Below are 19,444 nucleotides of genomic sequence, written 5' to 3' on the forward strand. Positions count from 1 at the left end.
GATACAGGAGTGTGAGAGCGTTTGAACGTTGGCACGTGCTGACGCCGTATTTCAGAGGCTATCTAGGGCCAAATTTAGGGTCAGGACGTTGACGCCAGGCTCGCCGAAGATACCCAGAAAACGACGGTCGGTATGTTGGGCGATGAGCGATCGCACCTCGTCCACCGACAGCCCCTGCACCTGGGCCACCCGCTCCACTTGGGATTCAGCGGCCGTAGGGCTAATGTGCGGGTCAAGGCCGGACCCAGAGGCATAGAGCAGACCGGCAGTGGGTTCAGTTCTCTCACTGCGAAGGCGCTGAGCTTCGGCCCGAATGCGCTCCAAAAGTTCGGGATTATCGGGGGCCAGGTTGCTGCTGCCAGATAGGCCAGTGGGGCTAGCATCGTCTCCTTCACTGTAGGCAATGACGCTGGGGCGACTCCAGAAGTACTCATCGGCGGTGAAGGTTTGACCAATCAACGCTGAACCCACAACCTCGCCCTGGGCATTCCTCAATAGGCTGCCGTTAGCCTGATAGGAAAACGCCGTTTGACCAATTAGGAAAATTAGAAGTGGATACAGAAACGCCGTCAAAATCCAGAGGGTGGCGATGCTGCGGATACTGATAATGAGGTCTTGCATGGGATGGTTGGGGTAGAAATTTGACCGTTTCAATATTGGGGGATTAGAACTTTTCGGGTTGGACAATCACTGTAGCTAGATAAATGGCAAGGCCCACCACAACGATGCCTAACAGGCCGATGGCATAGGCGGTGCCCCGGGGGATATCGGGGCCAGTAGCGCTGTAGAGGGCGGGTGCGATTGCAGCATTAGCCAACAAACCCAGCAGCAAAATCTTGGGAAGAGTAGGTTTCATGAGAAAAACTGTTTCGTGATGGATGATTGAGATAGCCGAACGTCCGAACTCCGAACGTGCCAAAGCCCTAAAAATTCGTAACCGCCGACACCCCCACATCGATCACCTTGATGGCGATAAACGGCGCGATAATGCCGCCTAAGCCGTAGATGAGGATGTTGCGCTGGAGCAGTTGATTGGCGGTCAGCGGGCGAAACTCGATTCCCTTTAGAGCCAGAGGAATCAAGGCGGGGATGATTAGGGCGTTGTAAATGAGTGCCGAGAGTACAGCGGTGCGGGGGCTGCTGAGGCCCATCACGTTCAGAGCACCGATGCCTGTTGCTGCGAACATTGCCGGGATGATGGCAAAGTATTTGGCGACGTCATTAGCCAACGAGAAGGTGGTGAGGGCACCTCGGGTAATTAACAGTTGCTTGCCGATGGTGACCAGGTCGATCAGCTTGGTAGGGTCAGAGTCGAGGTCCACCATGTTGGCGGCTTCTTTAGCGGCCTGGGTGCCGGAGTTCATGGCCACACCCACATTGGCCTGGGCCAGAGCGGGGGCATCATTAGTGCCGTCGCCAGTCATGGCCACCAGCTTGCCCTGCGCCTGTTCAGCCTGGATCACCTGAATTTTGTCTTCGGGGGTGGCCTCGGCCACAAAGTCGTCTACCCCAGCTTCCTCGGCAATCACTGATGCGGTGATGCGGTTGTCACCGGTCAGCATAACGGTGCGCACTCCCATTCGGCGCAGTTGGTCAAAGCGTTCTCGAATGCCGGGTTTGATAATGTCTTTGAGGTAGATGACGCCGTAAATGTCACTGTTTTGGCAGACGGCTAGGGGGGTGCCGCCCAGGCGCGAGACTCGCTCAAAGGCTTGGTCGAGTTCGGCAGGGGCCTGGCCACCTCGCGAGCGTACAAAGCCCCGAATGGCATCTACGGCCCCTTTGCGAATTTCTCCGCCGTCGGGCAGGTCAGTGCCGCTCATACGGGTGCGGGCCGAAAACTCGACCCCCTCAGCCTTGTCTTTGTTAAAGGAAACGGTCGCCCCCAGCTTTTCAGCCAGGCGCACGATCGACTTGCCCTCGGGAGTGGTGTCAAACACGCTGGCGGCTAGGGCCGCTGTGGCAACATCTGTCTGGCTATAGCCGTTGACGGGGATAAACTCTTCTGCCAGGCGATTGCCCAGGGTGATGGTGCCGGTTTTGTCGAGCACCAGGGTGTTGATGTCGCCACAGGCTTCCACTGCTCGCCCGGAGGTAGCTACGACGTTAAACTGCGCCACCCGATCCATACCGGCGATACCGATCGCACTCAGCAGCCCACCAATGGTGGTCGGAATCAGCGCTACCAGCAGGGCAATCAAAAGCGTGATGTCCACCGGGCTGTTGACGTAGTTAGCGGGGGGCGGCAGGGTAGCCACCACAATTAAAAATACCAGGGTGAGCACCGCCAGCAGTACGGTCAGGGCAATCTCGTTGGGGGTTTTGCTGCGCTCGGCCCCTTCTACAAGGGCGATCATGCGATCGATAAAGCCTTTGCCAGGGTCCGAAGTCACCTGCAAAATCAGCTCATCAGAGATAATTCGCGTGCCTCCCGTCACCGAACTGGCCACGTCTGAGCCCGGTTCTTTCAGCACCGGGGCCGACTCGCCGGTAATCGCCGACTCGTCCACTGAAGCCACCCCATCAACGACCTCGCCATCGGCAGGAATCATGTCGCCCGCGATCACTTTGATCCGATCGCCCCGCCGCAGGCTGGTAGAACTCACCTCCTCGGTAGAGCCATCTGACTGCAAGCGCCGCGCCACCGTATCTGACTTGGTAGACCGCAGGGCATCGGCCTGGGCTTTACCCCGACCCTCGGCTACCGCCTCGGCAAAGTTGGCAAATAGCAGCGTAAACAGCAAAATCAGCGTAATTAATCCGTTGTATAGCGCCGCACCACCGTCCGTATCAAGGCCAAACAAATTGGGGTTTACCGTTAGCAGAGCTGTGATCAGCGTGCTAACCCAAACTACAAACATCACCGGGTTCTTGATCATCACCCGAGGGCTGAGCTTGCGAAAGGCATCTGCAAAAGCTCGCTGATACAGGTCAGCCATATTGGCCTTGGGGGTGTGCTTGCGCTGCTGGCGCGGCCCGCCAGGTTGGTTTAAGGGAAGGGTGGCAGGTGTCATAGATTTAAGAAAATTCGTTGGAACGTCGGAGCGTTAAAGGATTAGGAAATCGGGAGTTACCCTAAATTGAAGGCTTCGGCCACCGGCCCCAGCGCCAACACGGGGAGAAAGGTAAGGGCTCCGAGGATGAGAATGGCTCCGGCGGTAACTCCGGTGAATAGTGTCGTATCTGTGCGCAGGGTGCCGACGGTTTCGGGGACGGTCTGCTTACGGGCCATGCCGGCGGCGAGAAATATCAGGGCAACGATAGGTGCGTAGCGACCGACCAGCAGCGAAAAGCTAGTGCTGAGGTTCCACCACAGGGTGGCATCGCCCAGACCCTCAAAGCCAGAGCCGTTGTTGGCGGCGGCAGAGGCATACTCGTAGACCACTTGAGAAATGCCGTGGAAGCCGGGGTTACTAATACCCGCTAGGGTTTCGGGAAAGGTCAGCGTGATGGCGGCGGGAATGAGAATAGCGATCGGGTGAACCAGCAGAATGGCGCTGGCTAAAACGATTTCGCGCTTTTCGATTTTACGGCTTAGAAACTCTGGGGTACGCCCTACCATCAGCCCGGTCAAGAACACGGTCAAAATTAAATACACAAACAGGTAGGCGGTGCCAGTGCCCTGACCTCCCCAGACGATTTGTAAAAACAGGTTGGAGAGGGTCATGAAGCCGCCCGTGGGCATGAGGGAATCGTGCATGCCGTTGACTGCGCCGCACATGGTACCGGTGGTAGCAACGGCCCAGAGCGACGTCAGAAAAGGGCCAAAGCGGGTCTCTTTTCCTTCTAAGTTGGGCTGCGGGTTGCCGAGCACCTGGTTTACTAGCGGGTTACCCTGGTATTCGCCGACGGCGGTAATGACCGTGAATACGGCAAAAACGATAAACACCATCCAAAACAGCAGCCAACCCTGCTTAGAATTGCCAGCGATAATGCTGTAGGTAAAAATCAGCCCGGCGGGAATGACCAGCATCAACAACGTCTCTAACAAGTTGGAAAAGTTGTTGGGGTTTTCGAAGGGGTGGGCGGAGTTGATGCCAAAGAAGCCGCCGCCGTTTTCGCCCAGCTGCTTGATCACTTCAAAGTGGGCCACGGGGCCACGAGCGATAAACTGGGTGGCCCCTTCTAATGTTGTGGTCTGGGCAGGCGCGGCAAAGGTTTCGGGTACCCCGGCAATTAGCAGGGCAATCGCCCCCACAATCGAAATCGGCAGCAAAATACGGGTAAGGGACACAATTAAATCGGTGTAGAAATTCCCCAAAGGTCGCCCCGTCAGCCCGCGAATAAAGGCGATCGCCACTGCAATGCCCGTAGCGGCCGAGGTAAACATCAAAAACCCCAGCGCCCCCACCTGACTGAAATAGCTGTACGTGGTTTCACCCGAGTAGTGCTGCTGGTCGGTGTTGGTCACAAAAGAAATGGCGGTGTGTAAGCCCAGGTGCCAGCTGGGAGCCTTCAATCCTGTCGGGTTTAAGGGCAGCACCCCCTGGAGCATAAAGATGGCGTAGACCAAAACAATCATCACGAGGTTGCTGACTAGCACGGCGCGAATATACTGCCCACCAGTCATTGGGCGGCCATCGAGCACGCCAGACCCCGCAAACACCACCCGCTCTACCGGAGAAGCAACTCGATCAAGCCAGGTTTTCTCACCGAGAAACACCTGGGCCATATAGCGCCCCAGAAGCGGTGCGATAGTGACCAAAATAGCCAACATTAGAGCGATTTGAAGAAAGCCTTGCAGCATTAGACTCAAAAAGTGAGGACAGAAAAGCTAAATGGTGCATCAGAAAATAGGCAATCCCAAGCTACTTCTTGCTTGGGATTAAAGAATTTTCCAAGGCAAGTGAAATAGAAGGATTCATTGCGATTGCAATCAGCTAATCCTTACCTTTAACTATGGGGTTCTCGTAAGCATGAACTCGTCTCCCTACCCAACCGCCCCTAAAAAACTTAAAAACTTTGCCTTCATAGAGCTAATCTTTTGGCCAAATAATGTACAGAACAATTTTATTCTGATGCTTTTTTTGCAAAAAGCAAGGTATGGAAAGCTGTTTACGACGAAATTATATTGAATTATCTAAACCGCAGAAATAGAAGTGTTTAGATATTTAATTAATAATCTATATCATTTGACCTAAGTACTGCCAATTAACTCGAATCAATGCCTAGAATAGATTGACAAATCAACCCATTAAAGGCGTAAAACGTTAGCACGTTCTAACCTTCTAACGCTCCAGCCCACTATGCCCCTTCCTCATTCCCCACCGCATGCGCCGCCTCAAACCCAATTGGCAACGAACCCATTGGCTGATTGCCGCCCTCTTTGTCGTGGTGATTGTGTTGGAATACAGCACGCCACCGCCCTACGTGTTTGGCTATCTGTACATTGGAGCGGTGTTGCTGGCCAGTGGGCAGCTGGGACGGGGGGCGACGCGATGGGTGACGGCGATCGCTATTGCCCTCACCCTGCTCAATCTGGTGCTTCCTGGCCTGGAGCCAACCACTACGGTGACTATTGCCAACCGAGCCATCACCGTTCTGGCGCTGGTGGTAACAGGGTGGCTAAGCGATCGCATTCAGCGCTACGAAAAGGCCATCACCCACCAGCACGCTCAAATCTTGGCTCAGGCCCAGCTGGCCCGGATGCGAGAGGACTTTGTCTCAACCCTGACCCATGATTTGAAAACACCGCTGCTGGGGGCAATAGAGACTCTCCACGCCCTAGATACTGAGCAGTTTGGAGCGGTCACCTCGGCTCAGCGGCGGGCGATCGCCATCATGACTCGCAGCCACGAAACCACTCTGCAACTGGTCGAAACTCTGATGGATGTCTATCGCAACGACAGCGAGGGGCTACGACTTAATCTTACGGCGGTGGATGTGGTGGCTCTGGCGGAGGACACGATCATGCAGCTCACGGCCTTAGCTGCCTCGCGGCAGGTTCGCATTCGCCTGCACCAAGGGGAGTCCGACTTTCGCCAACCCTGCTGGGTCAGGGCCGATGTGCTCCAGCTCCAGCGGGTGCTGAGCAACCTAATTGCCAATGCCATTCACCATTCCCTGCGGGGCAGCCTGGTAGAGGTGGTGATTCGCCATAGGGGAGATGATTGCCTAGTGCAGGTGCTCGACCAGGGTCAGGGCATCGCGGCCAATGAAATGGCCCACCTATTTGGGCGGTTTTACCAGGGCCAGGGCGATCGTCAGGCCAAGGGCACTGGGCTGGGCCTCTACCTTAGCCGCCAAATTGTGGAGGCCCACGCTGGCACCATCTGGGCCACGTCACGCCAGACCCGGGGCGCAGTATTTGCCTTTCGGCTGCCCGCCCAGCCCCCGGTGCAGGATAATAGCTTGATGGTACGCGCCGCTAACTCCCAATGACCGACCAGCCGATCACTATTCTCCTGGTCGAAGACGATGAGCTGTTTCGCCTGGGGCTTTCCATTCGGTTACAGCAGGAACCCACGCTGAGGGTTGCCGCCGAAGCAGAGGACGGCGAAACGGCGATTGCCCTGGTCGATCAGCAGCCCTTCGACGTGGTGCTGCTGGACATTGGCCTACCGGGGATTGGCGGCATTGAAGCCTGCCGCCAGATCAAGCAGCAGCACCCCGACCTGCCGGTGCTAGCTCTCACCTCCCACAACCAGCCCGCTTTGATTGCCCGCCTGATCGAAGCCCAGGCCCAGGGCTACTGCGTCAAGGGCATTGCCGCCGAGGCGCTGGTGCTGGCGATTCGTTCCGTCGCGATGGGAGCTACCTGGTGGGACGCAACTGCCTCCCAGGAAATTCAGGCGGCGTTCCGATCGCCCACTCTAGAACCGCCCCCTGCCGATGCCCCGACCACCCTGGCCGCTCTCACCAAGCGCGAGCAAGAGATTTTAGCGCTGATGGTTGCTGGGCAGAGCAACCAGGAAATTGCCGAGACCCTCTATATTGCTCCTGGCACGGCGCGCGTCCATGTCCACGCCATTTTGCAGAAGCTGGCGGTGCGCGATCGTACCCAGGCAGTCATCCTGGCAATTCAAATGGGTCTAGTGTCGCCCTAGAACAATTGGCATTGCTGAATAGCGGAATTGCTTTGAAAAAATTGAACGAGGTTCTAATAGTTATAGCAATCAGTTCATACCTAGAATCAGCAACGCCGAGAAATTCAATATCGCCAACCCTTCAGCTCCAGCGGCGATCGCACCAATTATCTTTACCTTCACATCAACCCGGGACTATTTCGGTCTAATGGAAGGAAAGCTAAGACCCCGACACCTGGGAGGAACCTCGATCAGGCTGCTCTGTGGCCCAGGATAGTTGCCCCGCGCCGCAACCATGCCGCGACTGCGTCTCTTGCAGAAACCCTCTCCACACAAGGCATGCAAGCCAATCGAGAGTTTTAGCTGCGTTGTGTAGGTAGAACGGCAGGACCAGGCTTTGAGACAACTGGCACAAGCCAGCACAGGCCAAACCTAGTCCACTTTTCAGTCCAACTGGCACAGAGCACATATGCTCAGGGGCTATGAAGTAGGGTAACCGAAGTGCACAAGTCTTCCCGTCTAGCTCAGCCTCTGCTTGAAAATGCTCGGCAGAGTTCTGCCAGAAAATGGACATGACTCGGCAGCATCCTGCTGAAAGTCCATGCGCAATGTCCCTGAGCAGAAATCTGAGCCAAGACGAACAAAACTTTTTCAATCACTCAAGCAGGCTATGAGTCCTTAAAGGAGATGGCTGACCAAATTGGTTGATTAGTTAGCGCTCTCTTAGAAAACATTGCTCATAATCGATGTCTCAATAGACCATCAGGGCTAGAAAAGAAATTAGGAAATACCTGGATTTTAAGGGTTTAGCACTTGAGCATGAGCTAATCGAAAATAAACCTAAAGAGAGTGAGAGTGGTGAGTAGTTGTAAGTGGTCAATAAACCCCAAAATCTGGGGTGTTAGCTTATATTTAATAGCTAATTAGTATTGGTATATCATCCTTTTTATATTGCTATAAATGCCTGGACAGGAGCCAACATGCTTCACTTCAAAGGCTTTTATAGGTTTTCCAGGCCAGTTCAATAGCAAGCGAGTTGCCTTGATTACTTGTTAGGGTTTTGAAAAATATCAATATAAGTTGGCCTTATTGAGATTTTTTCAGAATTCCTATAGCTCTTCTTACCTCTCGCTTTAGCTCTTGCGTAAGGGCTAAAAATGATCTCGGCTTATCCACGTAAATTTTTGGTAATATTATCATGCAAAACATTCCGGACTCCATTGGAGAAGTCATTGAGCAATTCTGTGATTTAATCCATTTAACTCAGCCTGAAGATCGCGCTAAAAATATCTGTCGAGAAGTCAAAAGTGGAGCTGCTCGCTTTTTGGCCCCGGCTCTAGGATTCCAACCACCTCATTCCAGAAAACGGATGAGGAAGGTTGATCAAAAAGCAGCTATGGCCTTTTTGTCGACTAAGTCAGTCCAACTTCTACCCAAGATGTTGGGGTTGATGGATGCGTATTTTGAAGAACGCCACATCAAGCTCTCTATCCGTAACACCTACGGAGGAAGGTTACGAAAGGTTCATGATTTTGCTGCCGAGCAACCCTGGTATCCCGGATACCGAAAGTCGATTCGGTTTCAGGATGAATGCGCTCCGCCACTCCCTGGGTTAGGAGATATGACACATACGATAGTGATGCCTGGGAAATGCAATAGAAAGTGGAGATACCGCCTTACCTCTGATGAAATTATTACACAGCTTCAAGCCGAGCTAGAGGATTTTAGAGCATTTTGCTGTGCGTCTCACTATCTCAGTCGTGCAATTAAGATCTGCAGCGAATCAACAGCTAATAAACACATTGAAACCGCTGAATTATTCCTAGGCTGGTGGATACACTATTACCAACCGGAGATAACACCCAATGACCTATCGTTGCAGCTTTTGATTCCAGTCATCACAGTAGATGAGTTGGAAGATTTGAGCCCCAAAGTACAAAAGCAGAAGTGGCGGGAGGCAAAAGCTACGGTCAAAGCTTGGGTTCACAACTATTTTGAGTTTATGGGGGACCACGTAGGAGCCTACAGCCCCAACACGCGCCTAGGACGACTGCACAGCCTTCAGCGCATTGCTCACTGGCTGTACAGACACGAAGTAGAGTCTCTATCGGAATACAACCAGATTCCCATCTTCCAAGCAATTGCAGATCTCCGTCGCGAATGGAAAGACAAAGCAACTGAGTGGAAACGGCAGAATAAGTCTGTAGCAGATCGCAGTAAGAAGTGGCCTGACACACCGCCTAATACGACAGCGTTGGCTGTGCTGCGCCAAGGCCTCCTCACCAACTTGTGTTTGCGGTGTCGACCTCGATCAGCATGTGGCACACTGCACAAAAACCTATCGCAAGCCAAGTTTTATGCGACGTTCTTGATGTGGGCCGAGCTTGCCTTCGAGCCACCCCGTCGGCAACAAGAGTTCCGTACTCGCCGTATTGCTTTGGCATGCCCTATCACTCGCCCTCGGGAGGTACCACCGGATGGCTTTTACCATCCTCTCCCACCCGCGGAAGTGAGAGAATTGGATGCCGAGGGAAAGCCAAAAGATAACTACCTGTACAAAACCTATTTTCACCACGGCAAGGAGTACCCCAAAGGGATTTGGATCCGCCAAATTACGACTTACAAGACTAATCGCACCTATGGCCAGCAGGACATTATTCTCCCAAACCGAATGATGCCTGACGGCAAGCCGATCTATGACTACCTTGAAAGTTATCTCTACGGCACTTGGTATTGCGGCGGCACTCACGAAGCGGCTTCACTCTACGATTGGTGGGATCCAGAACTGAAGGGACGGCGGGGGCGATGGCTCACCGGTGGGGTGATGGAGTTTCAGCCTGCCCTACAGCACGTTAGCCATCCTAAAGTGGGCGATTGGCCATGGATGCCTTGTTTCCCTACGCCAAATACGGGTCGGGCCTACACTCCCAGTAAGATGTCAAGTTCATTGGCACGGGCCGCCCATCAATGGACGGGGAAGCGTATCGCACCACATATGATGCGTAACATCTGGGCGACCTGGGCTTTTCAAGTAGGTCTTGGGGATAAGGCCGTTCACTCTTTGGCTTATGCGATGGGAACCTCCTACGACATTCTCAAGCGAACTTATGAAAAGTCAACCCCAGAAGATAAACGTCGCCCTATTGAGGAGGCAGTTGATGAAGATCTACTGGAGTACCTCGCTCAAATAGAGGAACATACGACCGATAAAACAGGTGTTGAACTGAGAAAGGTACTACACCTTCTACCGAGACTTTCAAAGGAGGAATTGCAGACAGTTCAAAAAGTCGTCCTTGGAGGATAAGAACAATCTGAGGATAACGGCCGATTCAGACAGGTCGGCCGTTATCCCACTCACGCAAGCACAGGTCCGTCCGAAACCTTATGGCCAGTAGAGTGACGCAAAAACTGCTCACAGAGGAGTCAGTCCCATACTCATAGACCGCAAGCTTTACCCGCCTAACTGGGAGGCGATCGTAGGTCAGATTAAAGCTGAAGTTAATTGGTGCTGTGAATTTGCGGACGGACCTACATTCGTCTGGGGAATTGGTTGAGGAATTCAACTGACTCTCAAGACCTATTCAGCTCTTAATAAATACTGAGGCTTGTTCATAACAAAGTTGTGCTGTGACTATTGATCGGATTTCGATCGGGGTCTTTCTCGTCCAGTAGAATTGAAAGTTTGTGAAATAGCTTGGCAAAGCGTGTCGTGGGAAATGGCCCTACTGGCTCTCAGAAGCACCTCGATAGTGTTTCCTCGAGATAACAGGTCAAACTCCTGGCACAACTGATCCGCAATATTGATAGCTGTGTTAGTTAAGGCGATAGAACGAGGCTTTTTAAGTTCATCGTAGATTAAGGGTTGTCCTCTTGTTCCTTTAGATTTCCTTCGTTTTGGTATAGGCAAGGAATTGTCATCCATAGTTCTCCTTTTAATGGATCTAATAGCTATCCAATGCTCAGCTCTTGTTGCTGAGCCATGGGATAGATTTATTTCAAAAAAGGGAGAGGTGGATTTTTGGGCGATTTTATTTACATTGGCGTCTTGAGATAAATCGCCCAATCAAAAAGCCCATCTTGAGAAGTTCTTTTCTCAAGATGGGCCTCTCTAAGGCGATTAAGCTGTGGTCTACTACAATCTACTTGAGACATCCCAACAGAAAAGACCATCGGAACCAATGGAGCTAGTGATAGGCACCTTCTTACGGGTTCGATGCCCTGTCGACGGCACATTTCCTAACTGGTAGGGAATACCATCTTCCCAGAAAACAGTATTATCCATAAACTCAACTAGCGGGTTGTGCGCTTTAAAGTAAAGCTTCCAGAGTTTGCCAATCTTCTTATGTCGATGAAGTTTACGCAGCGCTAAAAGTGCATATCCTTTCCACTGCATTCCCAACAAGATACGCTCATACTCAACCTCTTTGGGCTCGCCATCATATCTTCCTCTTAAAAAACCAAGCCATTGACGATAGTGATTTCTTGTAGTTTTCTTAGACTCTTTACCAGAATCGATACATAATAAGTTATTCTTAATTTCGATCTCAAAGCTATTAACCAGAGTTTCCAAAAAGAGGTCATCAACAGAATCGAACGGATAGATTATTTTACTTTCTTCAGCCCACTCTTTGATGTAATTTTCACCAGCCTTTAGCAAAAAGTACCAACTTTTATCAGCAATTACATCCAACCTCATATTTCGAAAAGATGCGTCAGGCAAGAGTTTCTCCTGAATCACTCCTCCCTCAGCCATAGGATCAGGCACGGGCAGAGGGTAAATCTGATAGGCTAAAGCCAGTGCCTTTGCATTCCAATACAGTTGCAAGCAACGCATCCAATGTTTAGCATCTTGAGTTTCAAGTGATAGTGACTGCCTATGTGGAATCTCTTGAAGTGCAGCAGCTAATCTCATACAAGGATCGGTATTAGGGTGTTCTGGCGGCAAGATCAAAAGTACAGCAGGAGTATGATCCCGCTGAATGCCTAGATCCCTATCGACTTCTGCAATATGGCTTGTCTGTATTTGTTTATATTCCTGGAAAGGAATGGTTCTTTTTTGCCCTTTAGCATCAATATATTTAATCAAATCACCTTTGGTCGGAACATATTCCATGAACTTATCCTCAGAAAAGTTAGAACTGGTTTTAAGGATAAAAATCATATCTCGCGAGTATTCTATCTCTGATTAGAGCCGACAGCTATCAACGCAATTATGCCTATATGCCGATAAGGGCGATCACTAGGTGCGGTAGGTAATCGTGAAGTTGCAGTCGGGTAAGGCAAGGAAAGACGATTAGCCTAATAATCAGGGCACATTCGGCGGCTTACCATTCCCAACAACGGCGGCTTATTCCCAATAAGCCCTTTTGGTTTTGCGTCAAACCGCCAAAACCCTTGCTATGCGGATAAACTATACTTGCTGAAATTCCAAAAAGAGCAAGTCTTGTATGGTTGACCTAGAACGGATCCAGTTGAGTCTAGGGTCTCCCCAGTTTACGTTGGGTCAGCCGGTGGCCACCAACGAGGGCAATGGCGTGGTGATCGGGGTGAAGTATCGCGCATTGAACTCGCTGCAATACCTGGTGCAAGTCATTGAGGAAGAAGACGAGGAGATCGGTGAGGCGTTCGCCCTTTGGTATGACGAGTCTGCGCTGGAGGAGATGTAGATGCCTAAGCGCGATCGTCACGACCAGGCCGAAATTTGGACGGCGGATCAGTTCGAGCGGGTGATGGGGGAACTCAGCCCGAAGATGCGATCGCTGTTTTCGATCTGCTACTACACGGGCTGCCGGGTAAGTGAGGCGCGGCAACTGCGAGCGGAGGATATGGTGGGGGAGACGCTAGTGCTGCGCAAGGCGACGACAAAAACGAAACGGACACGAGCGGTGCCGATTCATCCCAAACTGAGGGTGGTGCTATCAGCAGCAGATTTACCCAACTGTGGCTATCTGTTTCCGGGGCGGGGCGGCCGGGGGCCGATTACGCGACAGGCTTGTGATGCGGCGCTGCGAAAGGCGTGCGACCGCCTAGGCCTGAGGGGATACAGCACCCATAGCAACCGGCGAACATGGGCAACTCGGCTCGATAAAGCGGGGGTGAGGCTAAAGGCGATCCAAGACTTGGGCGGGTGGTCGTCGATGGCGGCGCTGCAGCGGTACCTCGATGTGTCGGAGGAGGAGAAGGTGGATGCGATCGCGCAGTTGTAGAGTAATTCAGGAGATAGATTTTTTCTTACTCTTGGTCTCCTCGGAGTTCTTGCATAGCTTTCTCGTAATGAAGCGTGAATTCTGAATCCATCACTTCCACTAAGAATTCGCACAGAGTCTGACATATTTCAGCAACAATTTTAGGATCTACTTCATTTGCATTTGGCGTAAGCCATCCATGAGCAAATATGTGGCGAATTGCCGAGGCCAAATAGGCTATGTTGCATGGATCACTTTGAAAATATTTATCCAACTCTTTTTGGTGCGTTGGATTAACTCTTTCATGAATGAAATTATAAAACTTATTGCCTACGTCCAATGTTTTGATTTGGAGCAACGAGTTATCTGCTCCATAAGTCTTTAACGAATTCTCTATGCTAGATACTTTTGTGTCTTTCAGATCTAGTAATGTTTCAAAAGCTGACCAAGCGAGAAATACATGACATAAAGAGCTGTAGCCTATTTCTGTATTAGATGAATATCCTTCTAGTTCTAGCTTTTTGAAGCAATTGGCAACTCTAAAGCGCGCAGCAAAACGATTGATATTTCCTGGATCTGAGCCCAATCCTAAAAGGTCACAAAAGTTTGCGCTACTCGCCTTCATCTGAGCTTGATAGTCAATCCATTTTGATGGAAAGCCTTTCTCATCGTTGCTTATAATCATTAGTCTTCACTTTTATCCAATAGAGCTTGATATTTCCCAGCAGCAGCATCTGTACCCTTGATAATTTGATACGTTATCCCGCTCGCGATCGCAAACTCATCAGGGTTCACAGACTTTATGGTGTCTAGCTTTCAGTCTTTGACCTCCAGCACAAAGAGACCCCGTGACGGGTGCAGGAGGATGAAATCAGGATGCAGGGCTTTGGGGCCTACGGGTACGTTATACCAGAGCAGGTAGTCATCATCGAGCTTGGCTTCGATCCGCTGGGCCAGGCGGTGCTCTCCCCCGGTCATGCGAGAGGCGCAGCTGCTGTAGGAGGGGATGAGAGTAGCTATGGGCTAAAACCCTTTGATTGCCCTCAGTATGCCCTTGGCAGACGATTCCGATGGTGACGGTGCATTGAACTCACAGAATCTTGAGTCAATTGGTGGCGATCGCACCCTAGCCCGCCCCTCAGTAGCTGTGCTAGTTTGGCGGAATGGGGGGGCTATGTGAGTTCCAGATAGGCCCCCCACCAAAAGAGCGTTTCCCACATAGCAGTGGGTTAATCTGCTATGTGGGAGGGGGGCTCTCAATATTCACTGGCGATCGCCCCCACTAGCAAGGGCACCATGGACTCACAGCCGACGCAACAGAAGCTCAGCCAGGAAGAGATCACATGGGATTTTTTGCCATAGGCTGTAAGCAAATGTGCTCTGTGCCAGTAGCACTGAAAAATGGACTTGATTTGGCCTGTGCTGTTCTGTGCCAGTTGTCCCAAAGCCTGATTTTGCCGTTCTATCTACAAGTCACAGCCAAATCTCTCAATTGACTTGGATGCCTTGTATAGAGAGGGCTTCCGCAGCAGATCTAACCATGGAGTAGTTGCGGCGCGGGGCAACTAACCTGGCCACCATACGGGCTGATGGAGTTCCTCCCAATTGAGGGTTGCGGGGCCGTTGAGTCATGGGTACATCGTCGACAGCATTCTCGAAGACACAGCTGCCAGCAACTGCTATTGCCTCAAATCTGCCAACGGTGTACAGGTTAGTCGTATCGTTTCCTTGTTCTTTCAGTACGCTAAAATTTGATTGCATCAATCTCGTTCTAAAGTTTATGCCAACCTTTAAAGATGAAGTTGCACTTGTAACAGGCGCAAGCATGGGGATTGGTCGTGCTACAGCGCTTGAGTTTGTTGCTCGTGGTGCGCGTGTTGTCATTGCTGCTCGTGGAGTTGAACAAGGAAAGGCATTACAAGCCGAGATTATTCAAGCAGGTGGAGACGCGCTGTACGTGCAAGCCGATATGGCAAAAGCGACAGACATCGAAGCTCTAATTTCAGAAACAGTCAATTATTATGGTCGATTAGATCACGCTGTCAATAATGCGGCTGCGGAGGTCGTTCTTGCTCCTATATCTGAATTATCTGAATCAGACGTAGATGATACGCTCAACGTCAACCTCAAAGGGGTGTGGCTGTGCATGAAATTACAGATTAAGCAGATGTTGCAGCAGGGAGGGGGAACGATCGTGAATGTTTCCTCCATCAATGGGTTAAGTGGCACTCCAAGGGGGGCACTTTACAGTGCCAGTAAACATGGTGTGATAGGTCTAACCCGTTCTGCGGCATTGGAATACATCGGCAAGGGTATCCGAATCAATTCTGTTTGTCCTGGTCTAGTCCTTACTCCTCGTCGAGAACGGCGTTGGGCAAACCTATCACTCCAGGAACAGCAAGAAGCAAGGAACGAGCTTGCTGCGTCGATTCCAATTGGTCGATGTGCAGAGCCAGGGGAAATTGCAGCCGCAATTGTTTGGCTTTCTTCAACTGAAGCATCCTACGTTGTAGGTCAGGAACTTATTGTTGATGGTGGACTGTCTGCCTAGTCGTTGCTGTAAACCGGTCGAACAAATCGTTGGAGCGGCGAACAGAGTCTTTGTTCTTCGTTTCGGTCTTGTTTGTCGCCGCTCAACTGTGGGGACTGGTCTGTTAGGCGATGATGGGTAAAATGGTTGCAGTGCAACTACTCCAGAGCCATGGATTGTCCTCATTGCCAGAGTCCCCAGGTCGTGAAAAATGGGCAGGAGTCGCTCTCGGCCGGTGTGCTGCTTAGCGATATCGCTGCAACGACTGCGGCAAGCGATTTAATGAGCGGACGGGCACCCCAATAGCGCGCCTCCGAGCACCTAGTTTAGTAGTGGCCACAGCATTGCATAGCCGCACCAAAGGGATGGGTGTTCGTGCGGCGGGCAGCGGCAAGAATCTGAGCTTAAGTAGACATTGTAAAAATACCGTTGGGTATTCGCAGTATGTACCAGTCGGTATCTGGCTAGGCCATCAAAGGGGTTGCCCAAGCCCGTTCAGATACTCTCCAGCAGCTCTTGGCTATAGGCCTCGACGGCCCAAGGCAGAGAGTTCATGGGCTGAAAGATTTGATGCTTGAGCTGAAAGGCTCGGTCGATCTCGATTTGGCTCAAAAAATCCAGGTCGTGGGAAATCACCCACAGCGCCCCCTGGTAGTCCTTGATGGCCCCAATCATCGTCTCAACCGTTTCAATATCTAGATTGTTGGTGGGCTCATCTAAAATCAGCAAGTCAATGGCTGCAATGCTGATCATGGCCAGAGCTAGTCGGGCCAGTTCTCCCCCGCTCAGGGCCGAGGCAGGTTTGTCCACCACCGGGTTAAAAAACAGGAAATGCCCCAGTTGCTGGCGCAGGTGTTGGTAAGACAGCGCCGGGTTGGTGGCTTGCATGTTGTCCAGCACGCTGTGGCGGCGATCAATCAACCCATAGGTCTGATCGAGGTACACCACCTTGAGGGGATTGGCGAGGCGCAGGCCGGCCGCTTCGAGCCGGATTGCCTCGGTTTCAGCCGTGGCAAAGATGGCTTTGACTAAGCTGGACTTGCCAGAGCCGTTCCCCCCGGCGAGCGCCACCCGATCGCCAGCAACCATTTGCAGCTGAATATCTTGAACCAGCACTCTTCCCCCTACCCTGAGGTGGCCATCACGAATTTCTAGTAACGTGCGGCGCTTTTGACTGGTTTCCGCTAGGTGAATGGTGGTGGCCTTGGTGGTTCTCACCTTGGTCTGGGCCACCTGTTGGGCCGCTTGCTCAACGGCAGCTTGATTGCGCTTGGCTCCTTGGCTTGCGGTGCCCGAGGCCCGATTGGCAAAATAGTGTTTGGCCATCTTGCCCATACTGCCGCCCGCCGCTTTTTGCTCACCACTGCGCTGAGATTGTGCTGCCCGTTTTTGCTCAGCTTGGGCCATCGCCTGGGCGCGTTTTAGGCCTTTTCTGGCCACCTTGTGGGAGCGTTCTGCCGCCCGTTGGTAGGCTTGCTTTTGCTCGCGGTAGTGGGTGTAGTTGCCGCCGTATTCGTTCAGCCCCTGGGGCGTGAGCTCCCAGGTAATGGAGGCCACCTGATCGAGAAAGTGGGGCTTGTGGGAGACTAGCACCAGCGCCCCCTGAAACTGCTCCAGGCAGGCGCGGAGGTGATCTAATGCGAGTAGATCCAGATGATTGGTAGGTTCATCCAGCAGCAGTATGTCTGGGGCTGGCGCGAGGGCGATCGCCAGCAGCAGTTTCGTCAATTCGCCACCGCTCAAGCTAGCTGTGGGCAACGATAAATCTAAATCGACCTCGAACTGAGTCCTTAAAAACTCGTCGATGCACCACCAGTCTTCTGAGCCAGCACTGAGGGTTTCCAGAATGGTCTCCGTCGGCTCAGTCGGCCCCAGGGTGCTGGCCTGGGGTACGTAGGCTAGCGATCCGTACCGCAAAACTTTTCCCAGCGTAGATTGTAAGTCCCCCGCCAGGATTTTTATTAGGGTAGATTTGCCGCTGCCGTTGCGCCCTACCAGGGCAACGCGATCGCCGACCTGAAGACTGAGGTTAATGGACTCAAACAGAAAGGATACCGGGTCAAACCCGTAGCTGATATTTTGCGCAGACAAGAGTATTTTGGCCATGCTGACTTCTAAGGCTAATCACCGAAACGTGGGGAAGGGGTGAGGGGTTGTAGCTTAGAAAAAACTTCATGGCGTTAGACCTTCCGCTCAATTAGCCAGACCGTGGTGACATCAAAGAGTACGCTGGGGCTTTCATCACCAATCCAGGCACGTCCATGCAGCCAACGAACACATTGCCAGTAAATCGGCTGCTCATTGAAAGCAAGATAATTGTAATGCTGTTGAATTTAATTAGCATAATCCCAATGAGTGCCAGGGCGATCCAGATAGCACGGTAAACAACCCAATCACTGATGCCTAGCTGTGGAGCGATGTGGGCGACAACGGTGGGTGGCACCTCTAGGGGATCTACTAGAAACGTTCCTAGGAACCGAACGGTCCAAAGCTGTATCGCAAACCCCAAACGGTTGTGAGCGCCGCGTCGGCAATTAACCAGGCCCTGTCTCTACGTCCGGATGGAAACAGCGGGCCAGTTGAGCGGGCGTCGGCTCCTCAACATAGCAGCCATATCTTTGTTGTTGTGCCTTGCTCAAAAATGCCATTGACCTTTGCCCTCTCCTGATGTGCATCAGATAGGGTAGAGGCTATTGGTAAGGCGTCCTCGCTATGGACTGAATGATGATTTTAGCTGATGCTAATTTTGGTCTCAAAAAGTTGCGCGCCCGGCAACTAATCAACGGCAGCATCAGGGTTAGAGCCTTAGATTTTTCACTAGATAGTTTTATTGGCGGCACATTTTTAGGAAAGTAGTCTAACCTCAGTCCAATCAGCTGATTTCACCCATTTCTAATAACAAGCCTAGCTGATGAGTCAGGCTATTCGTCGTTAATGTCATAGCAGCCTCTATGCCTTGCTGACAGAGCTGTACAGCCTTAGCGTAAGTTTCTGTACGATTACTCACTCAGCCCTTCTACCTAAAAGTCGCAGCCAACCCTCTCGACTGACTTAGATGCCTTGCGTAGAGAGGGGTTCCGCAGCAGATGCAACTGTGGAGTGGTTGCGGCGCGAGGCAACTAGCCTAGGCAATTCTGTGGCTTGACTGGGGCTACCTCCAGGCGCTGGAGCCTGGGGGACGAACACTTCCCACTTTCGTTGCAGGCACTGTGGACCACCACCCAATTGCGTCTCCTGGTCTTAGCCTGATAGAGAGCCACATCGGCGGCTTTTACCACGTCAATGCCCTTGCCCCTCTGGTCAGGAAAGCTCGCTACCCCCAGATGCGGGTGCTGTCACCTCGGGCTATGCCGAGAACGTCTTGACCCATTGGAAGGGGCTAAAGACAGAGATATAACTGCTGCACAAACCTTACCAGCAGGCCGAGTTGGCCTACAAAATTCATCGAGCTCTCACCGGAGGCTAACCATGAGATATTTTCTCACCGTACCGCTATGACGCCTCTCGTTTCCACTCCCTCCCCTCGTCTTACCAAAGGGTTCGTTCTCGCCGGGTTGGCGTTGGCGTTTGCTACCGATACCTTGACGCCCTTGGGATTTGCCCACGCTAACCTGTACCCGCTGATTGTAGCGGCGGCGGGCTTCTCTCGCAGCGATCGCTGGGTGGTGATGGCTGCCGTTGCCAGTCTGGGCCTGACGGTGGCG

Annotated in this window: 16 protein-coding genes and 3 pseudogenes; 9 read left to right on the plus strand and 10 right to left on the minus strand. The window is 52.0% G+C overall.

Going from position 1 to position 19,444, the window contains the following annotated elements; genetic code table 11:
• Nucleotides 1-51: 51 nt before the first annotated feature.
• The 4 genes from kdpC to kdpA all read right to left on the minus strand — a co-directional run bounded on the left by kdpC (nucleotide 52) and on the right by kdpA (nucleotide 4,747).
• The gene (gene kdpC / locus H6F75_RS26720) at nucleotides 52-621 is read right to left on the minus strand and encodes a K(+)-transporting ATPase subunit C (protein WP_190756275.1); all 570 of its coding nucleotides are present in this window, start codon (nucleotides 619-621) and stop codon (nucleotides 52-54) included.
• Between the two features lie 43 nt (nucleotides 622-664).
• Nucleotides 665-856 (minus strand): potassium-transporting ATPase subunit F, encoded by a 192-nt coding sequence (locus H6F75_RS26725; RefSeq protein WP_190756277.1) that lies wholly within the window; start codon nucleotides 854-856, stop codon nucleotides 665-667.
• 67 nt (nucleotides 857-923) lie between these two features.
• Nucleotides 924-3,014, minus strand: a complete 2,091-nt coding sequence (gene kdpB / locus H6F75_RS26730; protein WP_190756279.1) for a potassium-transporting ATPase subunit KdpB — start codon at nucleotides 3,012-3,014, stop codon at nucleotides 924-926.
• Between the two features lie 56 nt (nucleotides 3,015-3,070).
• Entirely contained in the window at nucleotides 3,071-4,747 is a 1,677-nt protein-coding gene (kdpA, locus tag H6F75_RS26735) for a potassium-transporting ATPase subunit KdpA (RefSeq protein ID WP_190756281.1), read from the minus strand.
• Nucleotides 4,748-5,271: 524 nt separating this feature from the next.
• Here kdpA and H6F75_RS26740 point away from each other — a divergent pair.
• The 3 genes from H6F75_RS26740 (at nucleotide 5,272) to H6F75_RS26750 (ending at nucleotide 10,329) form a co-directional block, all read left to right on the plus strand.
• A complete protein-coding gene (locus H6F75_RS26740) occupies nucleotides 5,272-6,381 on the plus strand; it encodes a HAMP domain-containing sensor histidine kinase (protein ID WP_190756283.1) in 1,110 nt (369 codons plus the stop codon).
• Nucleotides 6,378-7,046, plus strand: coding sequence for a response regulator transcription factor (locus H6F75_RS26745; RefSeq protein ID WP_190756285.1), 669 nt, complete (start codon nucleotides 6,378-6,380; stop codon nucleotides 7,044-7,046). Before H6F75_RS26740 ends, H6F75_RS26745 begins: the two co-directional genes overlap by 4 nt.
• Nucleotides 7,047-8,223: 1,177 nt before the next feature.
• Entirely contained in the window at nucleotides 8,224-10,329 is a 2,106-nt protein-coding gene (locus H6F75_RS26750; protein ID WP_190756287.1) for a hypothetical protein, read from the plus strand.
• A gap of 828 nt (nucleotides 10,330-11,157) precedes the next feature.
• Here H6F75_RS26750 and H6F75_RS26755 read toward each other — a convergent pair.
• The gene (locus tag H6F75_RS26755) at nucleotides 11,158-12,138 is read right to left on the minus strand and encodes a hypothetical protein (RefSeq protein WP_190756289.1); all 981 of its coding nucleotides are present in this window, start codon (nucleotides 12,136-12,138) and stop codon (nucleotides 11,158-11,160) included.
• 397 nt (nucleotides 12,139-12,535) lie between these two features.
• Between H6F75_RS26755 and H6F75_RS26760 the strand changes: the two genes are divergently transcribed.
• Both H6F75_RS26760 and H6F75_RS26765 read left to right on the plus strand, forming a co-directional pair.
• Nucleotides 12,536-12,691, plus strand: coding sequence for a hypothetical protein (locus H6F75_RS26760; RefSeq protein WP_190756291.1), 156 nt, complete (start codon nucleotides 12,536-12,538; stop codon nucleotides 12,689-12,691).
• Nucleotides 12,692-13,231: a site-specific integrase gene (locus tag H6F75_RS26765; protein WP_190756293.1), complete on the plus strand. Its 540-nt coding sequence runs from the start codon at nucleotides 12,692-12,694 to the stop codon at nucleotides 13,229-13,231. It begins immediately after the preceding gene.
• 25 nt (nucleotides 13,232-13,256) lie between these two features.
• Here the strand turns inward: H6F75_RS26765 and H6F75_RS26770 are convergent, their stop codons facing one another.
• Complete coding sequence (locus tag H6F75_RS26770) at nucleotides 13,257-13,895, minus strand: hypothetical protein (protein WP_190756295.1); 639 nt, start codon at nucleotides 13,893-13,895, stop codon at nucleotides 13,257-13,259.
• A gap of 134 nt (nucleotides 13,896-14,029) precedes the next feature.
• A pseudogene (locus H6F75_RS26775) lies at nucleotides 14,030-14,230 on the minus strand (nuclease-related domain-containing protein); the annotation flags it as partial.
• Between the two features lie 610 nt (nucleotides 14,231-14,840).
• On the opposite strand from H6F75_RS26775, the gene H6F75_RS26780 reads away from it, so the two are divergent.
• Complete coding sequence (locus H6F75_RS26780; protein ID WP_206754706.1) at nucleotides 14,841-15,761, plus strand: glucose 1-dehydrogenase; 921 nt, start codon at nucleotides 14,841-14,843, stop codon at nucleotides 15,759-15,761.
• 156 nt (nucleotides 15,762-15,917) lie between these two features.
• Nucleotides 15,918-16,057: pseudogene (locus tag H6F75_RS29095) on the plus strand (IS1 family transposase); the annotation flags it as partial.
• A gap of 178 nt (nucleotides 16,058-16,235) precedes the next feature.
• Here H6F75_RS29095 and H6F75_RS26785 read toward each other — a convergent pair.
• The 3 genes and pseudogenes from H6F75_RS26785 to H6F75_RS29105 all read right to left on the minus strand — a co-directional run.
• Nucleotides 16,236-17,846, minus strand: a complete 1,611-nt coding sequence (locus H6F75_RS26785) for an ATP-binding cassette domain-containing protein (RefSeq protein ID WP_190756299.1) — start codon at nucleotides 17,844-17,846, stop codon at nucleotides 16,236-16,238.
• Nucleotides 17,847-17,920: 74 nt separating this feature from the next.
• On the minus strand, nucleotides 17,921-18,073 hold the full coding sequence (locus tag H6F75_RS29100; RefSeq protein WP_347710716.1) for a hypothetical protein: 153 nt from the start codon (nucleotides 18,071-18,073) through the stop codon (nucleotides 17,921-17,923).
• A 107-nt stretch (nucleotides 18,074-18,180) separates the two neighbouring features.
• Nucleotides 18,181-18,249, minus strand: a pseudogene (locus H6F75_RS29105) (hypothetical protein); the annotation flags it as partial.
• Between the two features lie 212 nt (nucleotides 18,250-18,461).
• Here H6F75_RS29105 and H6F75_RS28655 point away from each other — a divergent pair.
• The gene (locus H6F75_RS28655; RefSeq protein WP_277874293.1) at nucleotides 18,462-18,596 is read left to right on the plus strand and encodes a hypothetical protein; all 135 of its coding nucleotides are present in this window, start codon (nucleotides 18,462-18,464) and stop codon (nucleotides 18,594-18,596) included.
• Between the two features lie 638 nt (nucleotides 18,597-19,234).
• A partial coding sequence (locus H6F75_RS26795) for a hypothetical protein (protein WP_190756301.1) occupies nucleotides 19,235-19,444 on the plus strand: 210 nt, incomplete at its 3' end.

This window comes from Nodosilinea sp. FACHB-131 (genome assembly GCF_014695395.1).
Lineage (GTDB): Bacteria > Cyanobacteriota > Cyanobacteriia > Phormidesmidales > Phormidesmidaceae > Nodosilinea.

Excerpts from the sequence above, each read along its gene's own strand:
- H6F75_RS26785 (WP_190756299.1), bottom strand. The coding sequence starts at position 17,846 with ATGGCCAAAATACTCTTGTCTGCGCAAAATATCAGCTACGGGTTTGAC.
- kdpA (WP_190756281.1), bottom strand. The coding sequence starts at position 4,747 with ATGCTGCAAGGCTTTCTTCAAATCGCTCTAATGTTGGCTATTTTGGTC.
- H6F75_RS26750 (WP_190756287.1), top strand. The coding sequence starts at position 8,224 with ATGCAAAACATTCCGGACTCCATTGGAGAAGTCATTGAGCAATTCTGT.
- H6F75_RS26755 (WP_190756289.1), bottom strand. The coding sequence starts at position 12,138 with ATGGAATATGTTCCGACCAAAGGTGATTTGATTAAATATATTGATGCT.
- H6F75_RS28655 (WP_277874293.1), top strand. The coding sequence starts at position 18,462 with ATGATGATTTTAGCTGATGCTAATTTTGGTCTCAAAAAGTTGCGCGCC.
- H6F75_RS26740 (WP_190756283.1), top strand. The coding sequence starts at position 5,272 with ATGCGCCGCCTCAAACCCAATTGGCAACGAACCCATTGGCTGATTGCC.
- H6F75_RS26780 (WP_206754706.1), top strand. The coding sequence starts at position 14,841 with ATGGGTACATCGTCGACAGCATTCTCGAAGACACAGCTGCCAGCAACT.
- H6F75_RS26765 (WP_190756293.1), top strand. The coding sequence starts at position 12,692 with ATGCCTAAGCGCGATCGTCACGACCAGGCCGAAATTTGGACGGCGGAT.
- kdpC (WP_190756275.1), bottom strand. The coding sequence starts at position 621 with ATGCAAGACCTCATTATCAGTATCCGCAGCATCGCCACCCTCTGGATT.
- H6F75_RS26745 (WP_190756285.1), top strand. The coding sequence starts at position 6,378 with ATGACCGACCAGCCGATCACTATTCTCCTGGTCGAAGACGATGAGCTG.
- H6F75_RS26725 (WP_190756277.1), bottom strand. The coding sequence starts at position 856 with ATGAAACCTACTCTTCCCAAGATTTTGCTGCTGGGTTTGTTGGCTAAT.
- H6F75_RS26770 (WP_190756295.1), bottom strand. The coding sequence starts at position 13,895 with ATGATTATAAGCAACGATGAGAAAGGCTTTCCATCAAAATGGATTGAC.
- kdpB (WP_190756279.1), bottom strand. The coding sequence starts at position 3,014 with ATGACACCTGCCACCCTTCCCTTAAACCAACCTGGCGGGCCGCGCCAG.